The 15,204-nt window shown below is 69.0% G+C and carries 12 protein-coding genes; 4 read left to right on the top strand and 8 right to left on the bottom strand.

The features are described from left to right. Positions 1 to 60 precede the first annotated feature (60 nt). Together FD678_RS16625 and FD678_RS16620 are read left to right on the top strand one after the other, a co-directional pair. Positions 61 to 3,285 carry an efflux RND transporter permease subunit gene (locus FD678_RS16625; protein ID WP_140726390.1) on the top strand — a complete coding sequence of 1,075 codons (3,225 nt, stop codon included), beginning with the start codon at positions 61 to 63 and terminating at the stop codon, positions 3,283 to 3,285. 52 nt (positions 3,286 to 3,337) lie between these two features. Then, positions 3,338 to 6,457, top strand: coding sequence for an efflux RND transporter permease subunit (locus tag FD678_RS16620; RefSeq protein ID WP_140726387.1), 3,120 nt, complete (start codon positions 3,338 to 3,340; stop codon positions 6,455 to 6,457). 782 nt (positions 6,458 to 7,239) lie between these two features. Here the strand turns inward: FD678_RS16620 and hglS are convergent. Both hglS and FD678_RS16600 read right to left on the bottom strand, forming a co-directional pair. Further along, positions 7,240 to 8,622, bottom strand: coding sequence for a 2-oxoadipate dioxygenase/decarboxylase HglS (gene hglS, locus FD678_RS16605; protein ID WP_140726377.1), 1,383 nt, complete (start codon positions 8,620 to 8,622; stop codon positions 7,240 to 7,242). 94 nt (positions 8,623 to 8,716) lie between these two features. Further along, complete coding sequence (locus FD678_RS16600; RefSeq protein ID WP_218569800.1) at positions 8,717 to 9,283, bottom strand: hypothetical protein; 567 nt, start codon at positions 9,281 to 9,283, stop codon at positions 8,717 to 8,719. Between the two features lie 542 nt (positions 9,284 to 9,825). On the opposite strand from FD678_RS16600, the gene FD678_RS16595 reads away from it, so the two are divergent. Both FD678_RS16595 and FD678_RS16590 read left to right on the top strand, forming a co-directional pair. Then, on the top strand, positions 9,826 to 10,635 hold the full coding sequence (locus FD678_RS16595; protein ID WP_140726371.1) for a V4R domain-containing protein: 810 nt from the start codon (positions 9,826 to 9,828) through the stop codon (positions 10,633 to 10,635). Positions 10,636 to 10,688: 53 nt separating this feature from the next. After that, on the top strand, positions 10,689 to 11,444 hold the full coding sequence (locus FD678_RS16590; protein ID WP_140726368.1) for an MHYT domain-containing protein: 756 nt from the start codon (positions 10,689 to 10,691) through the stop codon (positions 11,442 to 11,444). 392 nt (positions 11,445 to 11,836) lie between these two features. Here FD678_RS16590 and FD678_RS16585 read toward each other — a convergent pair whose 3' ends face one another. From FD678_RS16585 to FD678_RS16560, 6 genes are all read right to left on the bottom strand, one after another. Then, positions 11,837 to 12,316, bottom strand: coding sequence for a hypothetical protein (locus tag FD678_RS16585; protein WP_140726365.1), 480 nt, complete (start codon positions 12,314 to 12,316; stop codon positions 11,837 to 11,839). Between the two features lie 76 nt (positions 12,317 to 12,392). Beyond that, complete coding sequence (locus tag FD678_RS16580; RefSeq protein ID WP_140726362.1) at positions 12,393 to 13,148, bottom strand: HAD family hydrolase; 756 nt, start codon at positions 13,146 to 13,148, stop codon at positions 12,393 to 12,395. Positions 13,149 to 13,267: 119 nt separating this feature from the next. Next, positions 13,268 to 13,618: an EF-hand domain-containing protein gene (locus FD678_RS16575; RefSeq protein ID WP_140726358.1), complete on the bottom strand. Its 351-nt coding sequence runs from the start codon at positions 13,616 to 13,618 to the stop codon at positions 13,268 to 13,270. A 232-nt stretch (positions 13,619 to 13,850) separates the two neighbouring features. Next, complete coding sequence (locus FD678_RS16570) at positions 13,851 to 14,219, bottom strand: hypothetical protein (RefSeq protein WP_140726355.1); 369 nt, start codon at positions 14,217 to 14,219, stop codon at positions 13,851 to 13,853. A gap of 56 nt (positions 14,220 to 14,275) precedes the next feature. Continuing rightward, entirely contained in the window at positions 14,276 to 14,464 is a 189-nt protein-coding gene (locus tag FD678_RS16565; protein WP_218569819.1) for a CPXCG motif-containing cysteine-rich protein, read from the bottom strand. A gap of 14 nt (positions 14,465 to 14,478) precedes the next feature. Continuing rightward, a complete protein-coding gene (locus FD678_RS16560) occupies positions 14,479 to 15,204 on the bottom strand; it encodes a M15 family metallopeptidase (protein WP_256661960.1) in 726 nt (241 codons plus the stop codon).

Genomic DNA, 15,204 nt, shown 5'->3' with positions numbered 1-15,204 from the left:
CGCCCCGCCCGCGTGCCGGCGCCATGCGCGCCGGCCCCGACTGACGTAAGGACGAGCCACGTGGGCTTCTCGACGATCTTCATCCGCCGACCGATCGCCACCTCGCTGCTGATGGCCGGCGTGCTGCTGCTGGGCATCCTGGGCTATCGCCAGCTGCCGGTCTCGGCGCTGCCGGAAATCGACGCGCCGAGCCTGGTCGTCACCACCCAGTATCCCGGCGCCAACGCCAGCACGATGGCCTCGCTGGTGACCACGCCGCTGGAACGCCAGCTCGGGCAGATCTCCGGGCTGGACATGATGACGTCCGACTCCTCGGCGGGGCTGTCGACGATCATCCTGCAGTTCTCGATGGAGAAGGACATCGACATCGCGGCGCAGGACGTGCAGGCCGCGATCCGCCAGGCCACCCTGCCCTCGTCGCTGCCGTACCAGCCGGTCTACAACCGGGTGAACCCGGCCGACGCGGCGATCCTCACCCTCAAGCTCACCTCCGACACGCTGCCGCTGCGCGAGATCAACCGCTACGCCGACGCGATCCTGGCCCAGCGCCTGTCGCAGGTGCCGGGGGTGGGCCTGGTCTCGATCGCCGGCAACGTGCGCCCGGCGGTGCGCATCCAGGTCAATCCCGCGCAGCTGTCGAACATGGGCCTGACCATGGAGTCGCTGCGCAGCGCGCTGACCCAGACCAACGTCAGCGCGCCCAAGGGCTCGCTCAACGGCAAGACCCAGTCCTACAGCATCGGCACCAACGACCAGCTCACCGACGCGGCCGAATACCGCGACACCATCATCAGCTACAGCAACGGCCGCCCGGTGCGGCTGTCGGACGTGGCGCAGGTGGTGGACGGCGTGGAGAACGACCAGCTCGCCGCCTGGGCCGACGGCAAGCAGGCGGTGCTGCTGGAGATCCGCCGCCAGCCCGGCGCCAACATCGTGCAGACCGTCGAGCAGGTGCGCGCGATCCTGCCGCAGCTGCGCGCGGTGCTGCCGGCCGACGTCAAGCTGGACGTCTTCTCCGACCGCACCGAGACGATCCGCGCCTCGGTGCACGAGGTGAAGTTCACGCTGATCCTCACCATCGGCCTGGTGGTGGCGGTGATCTTCGTGTTCCTGCGCCGGCTGTGGGCCACGATCATCCCGTCGGTGGCGGTGCCGCTGTCGCTGGCCGGCACCTTCGGCGTGATGGCCTTCGCCGGCATGTCGCTGGACAACCTGTCGCTGATGGCGCTGGTGGTGGCGACCGGCTTCGTGGTCGACGACGCGATCGTGATGATCGAGAACATCGTCCGCTACATCGAACAGGGCAAGAGCGGCCGCGAGGCGGCGGAGATCGGCGCGCGCCAGATCGGCTTCACCGTGCTGTCTCTGACGGTGTCGCTGGTGGCGGTGTTCCTGCCGCTGATCCTGATGCCGGGCGTGACCGGCCGGCTGTTCCACGAGTTCGCCTGGGTGCTCAGCATCGCGGTGGTGATCTCGATGCTGGTGTCGCTGACGCTGACGCCGATGATGTGCGCCTACCTGCTCAGGCCCGACGCGCTGCCCGAGGGCGAGGACGCGCACGAGCGCGCCGCCGCGGCCGGCAAGACCACGCTGTGGTCGCGCACCGTGGCGCTGTACGAGCGCACCCTGGACTGGGTGCTGGGCCGCCAGCGCCTGACCCTGTGGGTGGCGATCGCCACCGTGGCGCTGACCGTGCTGCTGTACGTCGTCATTCCCAAGGGCCTGCTGCCCGAGCAGGACACCGGCCTGATCACCGGCGTGGTGCAGGCCGACCAGAACGTCGCCTTCCCGCAGATGGAGCAGCGCACCCAGGCGGTGGCCGAGGCGTTGCGCAAGGATCCCGCGGTGACCGGCGTGGCCGCCTTCATCGGCGCCGGCTCCATGAACCCGACCCTCAACCAGGGCCAGCTGTCGATCGTGCTCAAGGAGCGCAGCGAGCGCGAGGCGCTGGAGGACATCCTGCCGCGGCTGCAGGCGGCGGTGAAGGACATCCCGGGCGTGGCGCTGTACCTCAAGCCGGTGCAGGACGTCACCCTGGACACCCGCGTGGCCGCCACCGAGTACCAGTTCTCGCTCTCCGACGTGGACAGCGCCGAACTGGCCGAGTGGGCGACGCGGATGACCGAGGCCATGCGCAAGCTGCCGCAGCTGGCCGACGTCGACAACAACCTGGCCAGCCGCGGCAACGCCCTGGAAGTCACCGTCGACCGCGACAAGGCCAGCATGCTCGGCGTGCCGATGCAGACCATCGACGACACGCTCTACGACGCCTTCGGCCAGCGCCAGATCTCCACCATCTTCACCGAGCTCAACCAGTACCGCGTCGTGCTGGAGGTGGCGCCGGAATTCCGCACCAGCACCGCGCTGATGAACCAGCTCGCGGTGGCCAGCAACGGCACCGGCGCGCTGACCGGCACCAACGCGACCAGCTTCGGCCAGGTGACCTCGTCCAACTCCTCCACCGCCACCGGCGTGGGCGAGCGCAACACCGGCATCACCGTCGGTTCGGGCAGCATCATCCCGCTCTCGGCGCTGGCCACGGCGAAGATGGCGAGCACGCCGCTGGTGGTCAGCCACCAGCAGCAGCTGCCGGCGGTGACGATCTCCTTCAACCTCGCGCCGGGCTATTCGCTGTCGCAGGCGGTCAAGGCGATCGAGCAGGCCAGGCAGGACCTGAAGCTCCCGACCCAGGTGCACGCGCAGTTCGTCGGCAAGGCCGCCGAGTTCACCGGCAGCCAGACCGACGTGGTGTGGCTGCTGATCGCGGCGATCGTGGTGATCTACATCGTGCTCGGCGTGCTCTACGAGAGCTACATCCACCCGTTCACGATCATCTCCACGCTGCCGCCGGCCGGCGTCGGCGCGCTGCTGGCGCTGATGCTGTGCGGGCTGAGCCTGTCGGTGGACGGCATCGTCGGCATCGTGCTGCTGATCGGCATCGTCAAGAAGAACGCGATCATGATGATCGACTTCGCGATCGAGGCGCGCCGCGCCGGCGCCAGCGCGCACGACGCGATCCGCCGCGCCTGCCTGCTGCGCTTCCGCCCGATCATGATGACCACCGCCGCGGCGATGCTGGGCGCGCTGCCGCTGGCGCTGGGTACCGGCATCGGCTCGGAGCTGCGCCGCCCGCTCGGCATCTCGATCGTCGGCGGCCTGCTGCTGTCGCAGCTGGTCACGCTCTACACCACGCCGGTGATCTACCTGTACATGGAGCGCTTCTCCGAGCGCGTGCGCGCCTGGCGCGAGCGGCGCGCGCCGGTGCCGGCGGAGGGACGGGCATGAACACGGTCGCCGGCGGGACCCGGGGCCCGGCTTCCCCGCAGGTCCTGGCCCCATGAACCTCTCCGCGCCCTTCATCAAGCGCCCGATCGGCACTTCGCTGCTGGCGATCGGCCTGTTCGTGATCGGCCTGATGTGCTACCTGCGCCTGAGCGTGGCGGCGCTGCCGAACATCCAGATCCCGGTGATCTTCGTGCAGGCCACGCAGGCCGGCGCCGACGCGGCCACGATGGCCTCCACCGTCACCGCGCCGCTGGAACGCCACCTCGGGCAGTTGCCCGGCATCGACCGCATGCGCTCCTCCAGCTCGGAGAGCCGGAGCATGGTGTTCATGATCTTCCAGAGCAACCGCAACATCGATTCGGCCGCGCAGGACGTGCAGACCGCGATCAACGCCGCGCAGGCCGACCTGCCCTCGGGCCTCGGCACGCCGTCGTACCAGAAGGCCAACCCGAACGACGACCCGGTGATCGCGCTCGCGCTCACCTCCGACACCCAATCCGCCGACGACCTGTACAACGTCGCCGACTCGCTGCTGGCGCAGCGCCTGCGCCAGATCACCGGCGTGGCCTCGGTCGACATCGCCGGCGCGTCCACGCCGGCGGTGCGCGTGGACGTGGACCTGCGCGCGATGAGCGCGATGGGGCTGACCCCGGACGACCTGCGCAACGCGGTGCGCGCGGCCAACGTCACCTCGCCGACCGGCTTCCTATCCGACGGCAAGAGCACCACCGCGATCGTGGTGAACGATTCCGTTGCCAAGGCCGCCGACTTCGCCCAGCTCGCCATCGCCAGCCAGTCCAACGGCCGCGTGGTGCGCCTGGGCGACATCGCCCGCGTCTACGACGGCCAGCAGGACGCCTACCAGGCCGCCTGGTTCGGCGGCAAGTCGGCGGTGGTGATGTACGTGTTCACCCGCGCCGGCGCCAACATGGTCGAGACCGTGGACCGCGTGAAGGCCGCCATCCCGGAGCTGCGCACCTACCTGCAGCCCGGCACCACGCTGACCCCGTACTTCGACCGCACTCCCACCATCCGCGCCTCGCTGCACGAGGTGCAGGCGACGCTGCTGATCTCGCTGGCGATGGTGGTGCTGACCATGGCGCTGTTCCTGCGCCGGCTGGCGCCGACGCTGATCGCGGCGGTGACCGTGCCGCTGTCGCTGGCCGGCTCGGCGCTGGTGATGTACGTGCTCGGCTTCAGCCTCAACAACCTCAGCCTGCTGGCCCTGGTGATCGCGATCGGCTTCGTGGTCGACGACGCGATCGTGGTGATCGAGAACATCTCGCGCCATCTCGACGAAGGCATGCCGCGGATGCAGGCCGCGCTCGCCGGCGCGCGCGAGATCGGCTTCACCATCGTCTCGATCACCGCCTCGCTGGTGGCGGTGTTCATCCCGCTGCTGTTCGCCAGCGGCATGATCGGCGCGTTCTTCCGCGAGTTCACCGTCACCCTGGTGGCGGCGATCGTGGTCTCCATGCTGGTTTCGCTGACGCTGACCCCGGCGCTGTGCAGCCGGTTCCTGTCGGCCCATGCCAGCGCCGAGCCCGGCCGGGTCGGCGCGTGGCTAGAACGCATGCACCAGCGCATGCTGCGCGTGTACACGGTGGCGCTGGACTTCTCGCTGCGGCACGCGCTGCTGCTGTCGCTGACCCCGCTGGCGCTGATCGGCGCCACCGTGTTCCTGTTCGGCGCGGTCAAGAAGGGCAACTTCCCGCCGCAGGACACCGGCCTGGTCTGGGGCCGCGCCAGTTCCAGCGCCACGGTGTCCTTCGCCGACATGGTCGAGCGGCAGCGCCGCATCACCGACATGCTGATGGCCGACCCCGCGGTGAAGATCGTCGGCGCGCGGCTGGGCTCCAGCCGCCAGGGCTCCAGCGCCTCGTTCAACATCGAGCTGAAGACCCGCGCCGAGGGCCGGCGCGAGACCACCGACCAGGTGGTGGCGCGGCTCAGCGCCAAGGCCGACCGCTATCCCGACCTGGACCTGCGCCTGCGCGCGATCCAGGACCTGCCCAGCGACGGCGGCGGCGGTACCAGCCAGGGCGCGCAGTACCGCGTCTCGCTGCAGGGCAACGACCTGGCGCAGCTGCAGGAATGGCTGCCCAAGCTGGTGGCGGCGCTGAAGAAGAACCCCAAGCTGCGCGACGTCGGCAGCGACGTGGATACCGCCGGCCTGCGCCAGAACATCGTCATCGACCGCGCCAAGGCCGCGCGGCTCGGCATCTCGATCGGCACCATCGACGGCGCGCTGTACGGCGCGTTCGGCCAGCGCTCGATCTCGACGATCTACTCGGACATGAACCAGTACAGCGTGGTGGTCAACGCGCTGCCGTCGCAGACCGCCACGCCGGCCGCGCTGGACCAGATCTACGTGCCCAACCGCAACGGCGAGATGGTGCCGATCACCGCGGTCGCGCACCAGGAACCCGGGCTGGCGCCGCCGCAGATCACGCACGACAACCAGTACACGACGATGGACCTCAGCTACAACCTCGCCCCGGGCGTGAGCATGGGCGAGGCGCAGGCGATCATCGACGCGACCGTGAACGGGTTGCGCATGCCCGGCGACATCCGCATCAGCGACGGCGGCGGCTTCAACGTGCAGCTCAACCCGAACTCGATGATGGTGCTGCTGCTGGCGGCGATCCTCACCGTCTACATCGTGCTCGGCATGCTCTACGAGAGCCTGATCCACCCGGTCACGATCCTCTCCACCCTGCCCGCGGCCGGCATGGGTGCGCTGCTGGCGCTGTTCGTCACCAATACCGAGCTTTCGGTGATCTCGACGATCGCGCTGGTGCTGCTGATCGGCATCGTCAAGAAGAACGCGATCATGATGATCGACTTCGCGCTGGTGGCGCAGCGCGAGCACGGCAAGAACCCGCGCGAGGCGGCGCGCGAAGCGTCGATCGTGCGCTTCCGCCCGATCATGATGACCACGATGGTGGCGATCCTGGCCGCGGTGCCGCTGGCGGTCGGCCTGGGCGAAGGCGCCGAGCTGCGCCGCCCGCTCGGCATCGCGATGATCGGCGGCCTGCTGATCTCGCAGAGCCTGACCCTGCTCAGCACCCCAGCGCTGTACGTGATCTTCTCGTGCCTGGCCCAGCACTGGAAGGATTGGCGCGCCCGCCGCCGCGCACGGCGGCAGGCAAAACTGGCACTGCAGAACTGATGCAGCCACGGCCGCCCAAGAGCGGCCGTTTTTGCTTGAGATGCCCTGGTCTTGGGTGTTTTTTGTCGTTCCCGTGTGAGTGGAACGCAATGATGCTTGCGACCAAGCCGGCGAAAGCCGCTGGGTCTGCGCCCCCGGCCCTCGCACATGGCGCTCCGACGTTCAGACGGGTGCAAGCGTAATGGTTGCGGCTGCGGCAACAACTGCGATTGCAGCTGTTGCTGTTGCTGTTGCTGTTGCTGTTGCTGTTGCTGTTGCTCGTGATTTTGCTTCGAGCTTTTGACTTTGACTTATCGGGGCCCCTCCGAAGCGGCGGAGACAATGGGAAACACCCGAAGGGCGGTGCACAAGGATGTGCGCCGTTTTCGGCCGCGACAGGATGTCGCGTCCGAAAATCCCATTGACTCCGCGGACCCGCAGCAAAGCTGCGGGCGCGAAGGCGGGGTGTGCTTTCTTTGGGTTACCTTTCTTTGCACAAGCAAAGAAAGGTAACTCGCCGCAAGGCGAAAGCTTTGGGCTTTACTCGCCAAAGACCCAAAAGCCAAGAGCAAAGTCCCTGGATTCCCGCCTTCGCGGGAATGACGATGGAGAGATTCCATAGAACGGTGAGATTGCGTGGGCCGGCCAGATAACGTCAAAGTCGCTGGATCTTCGACCCCGGTCATCAGGCATAGCTCGATGGAACTCAATGCTGCCCGAACCAGTGGCTAGCAAACAGCGACCCTGCGCCCCGCACCCCACATTCGCGGGGACGACGCCAGAGACGGCCAAGGACGGACCGATCACGCCCTAACGCGATCGTCCTGCCCCAATGCCGCCAGCGAATCGCGCTCGATCCCCGCGTAGATCGCGAACTCGTCCGCCACCGGCGCGCCCAGCGCCTGCTCGAACGCCTCGCGGTTGGCGTGCGCCGCATACGCACGCTGCTCGGTACCGCCGAGATTGGACTGGAAGATGCCGGCCGCGCTGACCGGCAGGAAATCCTCGTAGACCACCGGATCGGCGGCGACCAGCCCCGCCGCGATCGCCGCCTCGGCCGGCAACGCCGCCGCGGCGGCGGGATCGGCCCGGCCCGCCTCGGTGAGCCGATAGCGGAAATAGCCCAGGCCTTCACGGCGCAGCGTGTCGTAATCGTCCGGGAAACCCGCGAACGCGCTTTCCAGCCGGGCCACGTAGTCGTCGCCGGTGCTGCCGGCGCGGCCGGCGTCGCGCGCCTGCGCCAGCAGCGCGTCGTACAGCGCGCGTCCCTTCGGCGTCAGCGCCAGGCCGCGCTGCTCGATCTCGCCGAAGCGCGCGGTATGGGTACCGGCGCGCGCGCCGCCCGATTCCGGGAAGTCCACCGCCTCCTCCAGCGCCTTGAAGCTGGTCTGGCGCAGCAGGATCGGGCAACGCCGGCGCGGCGGGCCTTCGATCACCGCCTTGGCATCGATGCCGCGGCGCTGCATTTCCGCCTGCGCGGCATCGATGTCGAGCGTGCGCGGGGTGAGATGGTTGATGTGCGGGCCATGGAAGCAGACCACGTCGGCGATCAGCCTGTGCGCATCGCTCAGCGCGCGGTAGGTCTGCAGCGAGACCGTGGCGTCGCGATGCCAGCGGAAGGTCTCCAGCGCCTCGGCGACGAACCGCTCGGCGTCGCCGCGACGCAACCCGCCCTCGCGCTCGGCCTGTTCGACCAGCGCCAGTGCGCCGTCGGTGAAGATCCGGCGCTTGGCCAGGATCGCCGCCGCCTGGGCGCGCAATGCCCCGTCCTCGATCAGCTCCAGGCGCAGCAGCGAGGTGAACACGCGGAACGGATTGCGCGCCAGCGACTCGGCCCGCACCGGGCGGAACGCGGTGGAATGCACCGGCACGCCGGCCACCGACAGGTCGTAGTAGCCCACCGGCTGCATGCCCATCACCGCGAACAGCCGCCTCAGCGTGGCCAGTTCCTGCGCAGTGCCGACGCGGATCGCGCCGTGCCGCTCCAGGTCCAGCCGCGCGCGCTCGTCGTTGCGCTGCAGCCGTTCCGCCAGCGCCGGGTCGGACGCCAGGGTGTCGGCGTTGACCTGCGCCACCAGTTCCAGCAGCGTGCCGTACAACGGCACTTCGGCACGGTACATGTCCGACATCGCCTGCGCGAACAGGCTGCGTATCTCGTCGGGGGAAACGAAGGAGGTGTCGCTCATCGAACCACTCGGGCGAAGCCGGATATCCGGCAGGGACCGCCATTTTCGCCGAGGCGGCCGCGGCCGGGCCAGCCGCACAGCAGCAAACCCGGCCCTAGAGCCTCTGCTTGTCGGCCGCCTCGGCGGCCTGGGCCGCCTGCCGGGCGCGTTCGAGGCGCTGCGCATGGTCGCCCAGCTGGCGCAGCAGCACCGCATCGAGCCGGATGGGGCGGTCCCAGCGGTCGTAGCTGGCGACGATGGCGTGGCGTACCGCGCGGTAATGCAGGTTGTCGGGCGCGATCGGCAAGCGCCCGACCACGCCCTTCCAGCCATCGCGATGGTCGCGGCTCCAGGCGCGCACCGTCTCGCGGCAGGACAGGTTCGTCGCGAACGCCCAGGCGCAGGCGAAGTAGATGTCGCCCGGCGGCCAGCGCTGCTGCTCCAGCAACGCCTCGACGTAGCCGCGGCGGACATTGGCGTAGCGCGCCACCTCGTCCAGGAAACTGTCCGGATAGCGGCGCGCGTAGGCGTCGATGTCGCCGAGCTGGCGGTCGATCCAGGCGTCGCCGGTGTCGGGCGCGTAGATGGCTACGGGCGCCGGCGTGGTCCCTGCCGTGGCCTGCTGGGCCCACGACGCGCCCGGAGCGGACGCCAGCGCGAGTGCGGACACGACGGGAAGCATGCGGAAGCTCATGTAGCAATAATGCCGCACGAACCGCCGGGTGTAAGCCTGGAGCCTGTCCTGAACTCGGGGATGGGGAAAGCGGCCTGGGGCGTATCGGCGCAACAACCCAGGCTGGCCGCCTGGCAAGGCGCGCAACGCAGCATCGGCACGCCCAGGCCACTTCCCGGAGGGCGGGACATCGGCGGAGCCCGCGCCGCGCGACTCGCCTGGCCGCCGGCCAGGCCGCACCACGCGACATCGGTCCCGCACTGCCGACGCCCGCGCATCCCGCCCCGAAAGTTCATGACACGCCCCGGAGCGCATCCATCGCCGATCCGCTTCGTGATCTGCCGTTTCCCAACCTGCGCACGCCCCGATTCCCCCGCCTGCCGAACCGTGATGACACTCACGGACACTTGCAGACCAGTGTGCGGGCCGTCGCGTTATTGCATTCATGCTTCGTGCTATTTCTTACGGCGCTGCGAAGGAGCCGTTTTTCTACAGAAACGCGCGGCGCAGGCGGCGCCCCCACGCGGGTGTGGCGTACGACACGGGGAATCATGGACAAGCTCGTCGATATAGAACTGAAGATCGTTTCCGATCGTCGGGATGGTTTGCTGATAGCGCTGGGCGAGGTACTGATCGCCAATCGCTTCAACCTGCTGCGCCACCGCCGCGCCAACACCGAGACCGGCGTGGTCATGATCATGGTCGTGCAGGGGCCTGAGGCCAATCTCATGCAGATGGAGGAACAACTGGGCACGCACTGGATGGTGCAGAGCCTGGAGGCCAACGCCTACGACGCCAGTGCTCCGGCCACCTTGCAGGCAGCGTCGCCGCTGCACAGGGAAGCCCCCGTTGCGGCTGCCGTGGCGCCTGCCTCGCCCCCCATGCAAGCCCAGGCCTCGGCCAAGATGGCCTTCGACCAGAGGCGGGTCGAGTCCCTGTTGCAGCAGATCGCCAAGGACTATCCGCAGGTGTTCGGCCAGGTACTGAGCCTCGAGCGCAGCCTGGAGCCGGCCCAGCGCGAATCGACCCTGCGCTATATGGGCACCCGCGTCGGCGCCTGGGTGTACAAGCGCGATTTCGCCCTGGGCGCACGTCTACCGATGGCCGGTTCGATCCGCCACATCGCGTTGCCGGCGCTGCGCCAGTTGCTGCCCGCAGAGCTGGAGGAAGACACGCTGAGGACCCACAGCAGTCCGTTCGCCATCCCGGGGCCGGCGGTCACCGCGCCGCAATGCCATTTCCTGCGCGGCTTCCTCGAGGGCGCACTCAACGAGGCCGGCAATCTGGGCCTGGTGCGGGTCAGCGAAGTGTCCTGCCGCGCCAACGGCGCGAGCTGCTGCAAGTTCGTATTCCACGTCTGACCAGGCCTGTCCCTGGCCAGCCACCACCGCAACGAGCCGAGGGGAAATCCACCATGCCGCACGACCATGCGATCCACTGCGTCCACGATCCGATCCTGATGCTGTTGTCGTACCTGGTTTCGGTCCTCGGCTCGTTCACCGCGCTGCAGATCGCGATCGGCATCCCGGCCGCGCGGACCGGTGCGCAACGCTGGCAGGCGGTGACCGCCAGCGGCGTGGCGTTGGGCGCCGGCGCGATCTGGGCCATGCACTTCATCGCCATGCTGGCGTGCCGGATGGAAATCCAGGTGACTTACGACCTGGGCCTGACCGCGCTGTCGGCGGTGGTCGGCATCGCTTCGTGCATGGTCGGCCTGGTCCTGGCGGGCTCCGGCGTATTCGGCTGGGGCAAGCTGCTGATGGCGGGACTGTGCATGGGCCTGGGCGTGGCCGGCATGCACTACACCGGCATGGCCGCGATGAAGATGCCGGCAACGACCCATTACGACATGGGCATCGTCGGCGTGTCCGTGGTCATCGCCGTGGTCGCCTCGACGGTGGCGCTGTGGCTGGCCTTCAACCTGCGCGGCTGGGTGCAGATGCTCGGCAGCGCGCTGGTGATGGGCGTGGCCGTGTGCGGCATGCACTACACCGGCATGTACGCCGCGAGCTTCGTGCCCAATGGCGAGGATGTCGCGCTGAGCACCGCTGGCGGGCTGGGCGGCGACTACCTGGGCATGGGCATTTTCGTCGTGGCCACGGCCTTGCTGACGGTGATGCTGCTGATGACCATGCAGCGCCGGCAACAGCGCGCCTCGGTTTCGATCTGATCGGCTTGCTTGCGGCGCGCGCCGTCAGCCGCGTCGTCGACGTTCGTGACGCATCATGCGCCTGTCGAACCAGGCGCTCGACGATGACACGCCGGCGGCGAGTGCTTCCGGGCTCGGCGGCCGAATGCATTTGCCCGGCGGCCGGCGCCGCTGCTCCGGCAAGGCCTGGACATAGCCGTGCGGACACTGGCATAACGCGCCGCCTCGTCCGGGAAGCTGTCCGGATGGCGGAGAGCGTAGGCGTTGATGTCGCCGAGCTGGCGGTCGATCCGGGCATCGCCGGCGCCGGGCGCACCGGCCTGCGCCAGCAGCGGGGTGCGCGGGGATCATGCGCCGATGATGCCGCAGCCCGCGCGTACGGCCAGTCCCGCGCGGGCGCCGATACCAGGACCTCAGTACGGATATCCGTAGACCGGCACCAGGTAGTGCACCTCGCGGCACCCCCGCCAGTCGCAGCTGCCGTAGTAGCCCGGCCCGGAGTAGTGCTTGCGCGCGTCGCGGTTGTAGGGGCTCTGGTAGTAATCCGGGCCGTACAGGCCGGCGCCGTAGTAGCGCACGCGGCTGCTCGCGCGACCGGCGGCGAAGCCGCGGATCGGCGTCTGCGGCGACACGTAGTTGCCGTCGGCGGCGATGCTGCGGCCGTCCTGGTCCACGTAGCCTTCCTGCGCGTCGTAGCGCACCAGCCGGTAGTAGATGGTCTCGCCGCCTTCCTGGCGCGTCTTCAGCCGTACCGGCCTGCCGCCTTCGTAGTAGACCGGCACTCCCTTCTCGAAGGTGACCTCGCTGGGGTTGACCCGTTCTTCTTCCAGCTCCGCCGCCCACAACGGCTGCACCAGGGCGATCCCCAGCAGCAACGTCCATATCCTTGCCATGGCATTCTCCGTCTGTCTTCCATTACGCGGGCCGGACGTGCGCCGGCCTCGGCATCCTTCGGTCCGGGCGCGCGGCTCAGCCGCCGGACGCCCCGGCCGCCAAGTCTAGCGCATGTACGGCCGCGGGCCAGCCCGAGGCGGCAGGCACCTCGCGCAGGCGCGGGTCGCCGGCCGCCACGCCATGCTCGCTCTCGTGCGCCCAGGTGACGTGGTAAGGGGTATGGATGCCCCACCCGCCCAGCGCCAGCACCGGCTCGATGTCCGAGCGCAGCGAGTTGCCGATCATCGCGAAGCGCCGCGCCGGCAGGTCGAACTCGGCCAGCACCCGCGCATAGGTCTGCGGGTCCTTTTCCGATACCACCTCGATGCGCCGGAACAGGTCCGACAGACCGGACTGGGCGATCTTCTGCTCCTGGTGGAACAGGTCGCCCTTGGTGATCAGCACCACCTCGAACTCGCGCGCGATCTCCGCCACCGCCTCGCGCACGCCGGCGATCACCTCCACCGGGTGCTGCAGCGTGGCGCGGCCGATCTCCAGCACCTTCTGGATGTCGCGCGCGGAGATGCGCGCGTCGGTCAGCTCGATCGCGGTCTCGATCATCGACAGGGTCATGCCCTTGGCGCCATAGCCGAAGATCTTGAGGTTGCGCCGTTCGACCGCGAGCAGGTGCTGCTGCATGCGCTGGTCGCGCAGGTCGATGTAGTGGCCGAGCACGGCCTCGAACTCCGCCTCGGCGGTGCGGTAGTAGTCCTCGCTCTTCCAGAGCGTGTCGTCGCCGTCGAAGCCGACCAGTTGGATCGCGTGGCCGTCGCGTGTGCCGATGCTTTTCATCGGTCCATTGTAGGGCGCGGCCCCGCGCGCGGGGAGCCGATGGCGATTCCCGGGGCGGGCCGGCGGAAAAAAAGGGAGTGGCCAGGCCACTCCCGTTCGATCCTCCTGGGCCCGGGGAATCAGTTCTGCTGCTGCGGCGGCGCGCTGTTGTCGCCGCTCTGCTGCTTGGCGACGAAGGCCTTGTACTCGTCCGGCGTCAGCTTGCCGTCGCCGTTGCTGTCGGCCTGGTCGAAGATCTGCGCGAGGCCGGCGTTGACCTGGGCCTCCTGCTTGCTGATGGCGCCGTCGCTGTCGGTATCGACGCTGGCCCAGGTCTGGCCGCCACCCGAGGACTGGCCCGACTGGGCCGACGCCGCCGCAGCAGCGGCCGGATCCTGTTGGGCGGTGCTCTGGGCCATGGCCGGCAGCGCCAGGGCCGCGGCCAGCGCGGCGGTGATGGCGATCAGCGACTTGCGATTGCGGGTGTTCATAGGTGGTCTCCTTCGATTCGTGGAATGCACGGCGACCGTGCACGGGAGCAACGTACCGCCCGCGCATGAACGTGCCTTGCTGCCCGGTCGAAGGCAGAACAGGGTTTTAACCACCTCGCCCGCGAATGCGGCTAGGCCGAAGTTAGCGACAGGTGAGCCATCGGTAACGCGCGCATTCAACGCCTCCGCAATTGCGAGCCGGCGCGCATTTTCCAGGCCGGATGCCGCGCTTTCAGCGTTCGTCGGTTCCTGATCGGGCACTGAACAAGCGCCAGCCGAGGGCGACGCCGGCGAGCGCGCCGATCACTTCCAGCACCACGCGCGCGCCCAGTTCGTCCGGGTCGTGGATGCTGGCGAGCGCGATGCGGGCGTACAGCGGCGACTCCAGCCGCACGATGCTGGTGTAGAACAGGTTCCAGATGTCCCAGCCGGCGGCGATCGCGGTGGCGATCACGCAGGCCCAGCCCAGCGCATGCCCGTGCGAGAGCCCGGTGCGGCGGCACAGCCGTTCCCACAGGGCGAACACCAGCAGCCCGACCAGGAAGGCGATCAGGCCCGCTTCCAGCGATCCGAGCAGGCCATAGTGCAGCGGCAGGTTCATTCGCGAGCATCCGGAGGGAGGAACGCCATTGTAGGGGCGGCACGCGGCCGCGCGGCTCAGGCGTCGTCTTCCGAACGCGCCGTCACCCCGATCTCGCCGTCCTCGTCCACGGCCACGTCGACGATCATTGGCCGGCAGCACACCTGGCAGTCCTCGATGTAGCGCTGGCGCTCGACCGAGGCATCGACGGCGATGTCGATCGACTCGCCGCAGTACGGGCAGGAAATGGCGACGAAGGCGTGCATGCCAGGCATGGCGGTCACCGGATCGGGAAGTCGTAGGCGGTATCCGGCGTCGGTTCCGGCCTGTAGGTGAAGTGCCACCACTCCATCGGGTAGTTGACGAAGCCCTCCGCCCGCATCGCCTCCAGCAGTTGCCGGCGATGGCGATGCTGCGCGGGCGTCGCGCGCGGCGAGTCGGTGTTGGCTAGCGGATCGAAGAAATCGAAGCCGGTGCCCATGTCCACGTCGCGGCATGGCCCCTGCCGGCAATCGAGCAGGCCGAGGTCGACGGTGGCGCCGCGGCTGTGGCCGGAGGTTTCGGCGATGTAGCCGCGGGCGAACAGGTCGCGCTTGTCCACCCCGGGATAGTGCACCGCCTTGGCGGCCCGGTCGTCGGGCGCGCGTGCCCAGGCGACGAACGCCTGCACTGCGCGCACCGGCCGGTAGCAGTCGTACAGGCGCAGCGCATAGCCCTGGACCTGCAGCGTGCGCTGCACGCGCGCCAGCGCCTCGGCCGCGGGCTCCAGCAGCAGGCAGCGCGGCGCTTCGTAGCCAGGCACGGTGCGGCGAGTGAAGTTGTCCGGCGTGGCATAGCGCATGTCGACGACGAAGCCGGGTGCGAGCGTGGCCACGTCGAGCATGCCGGCCTGCGCGGCGTCGCGCGCGGGCGAGACCGCCGGCGCTGCATGGGCCGCACCGGCGAGCGACAGGGCGAGAAGGTAGCCGGCACAGGGACGTGCCGCGCTCTTGCGGAGGATCCGCAC

It is taken from the genome of Pseudomonas sp. Hp2 (genome assembly GCF_006386585.1).
GTDB lineage: Bacteria > Pseudomonadota > Gammaproteobacteria > Xanthomonadales > Xanthomonadaceae > Pseudomonas_S > Pseudomonas_S boreopolis.
Note: the sequence above shows the minus strand (reverse complement) of the source record. Positions and strands in the feature narration are given on the sequence as shown.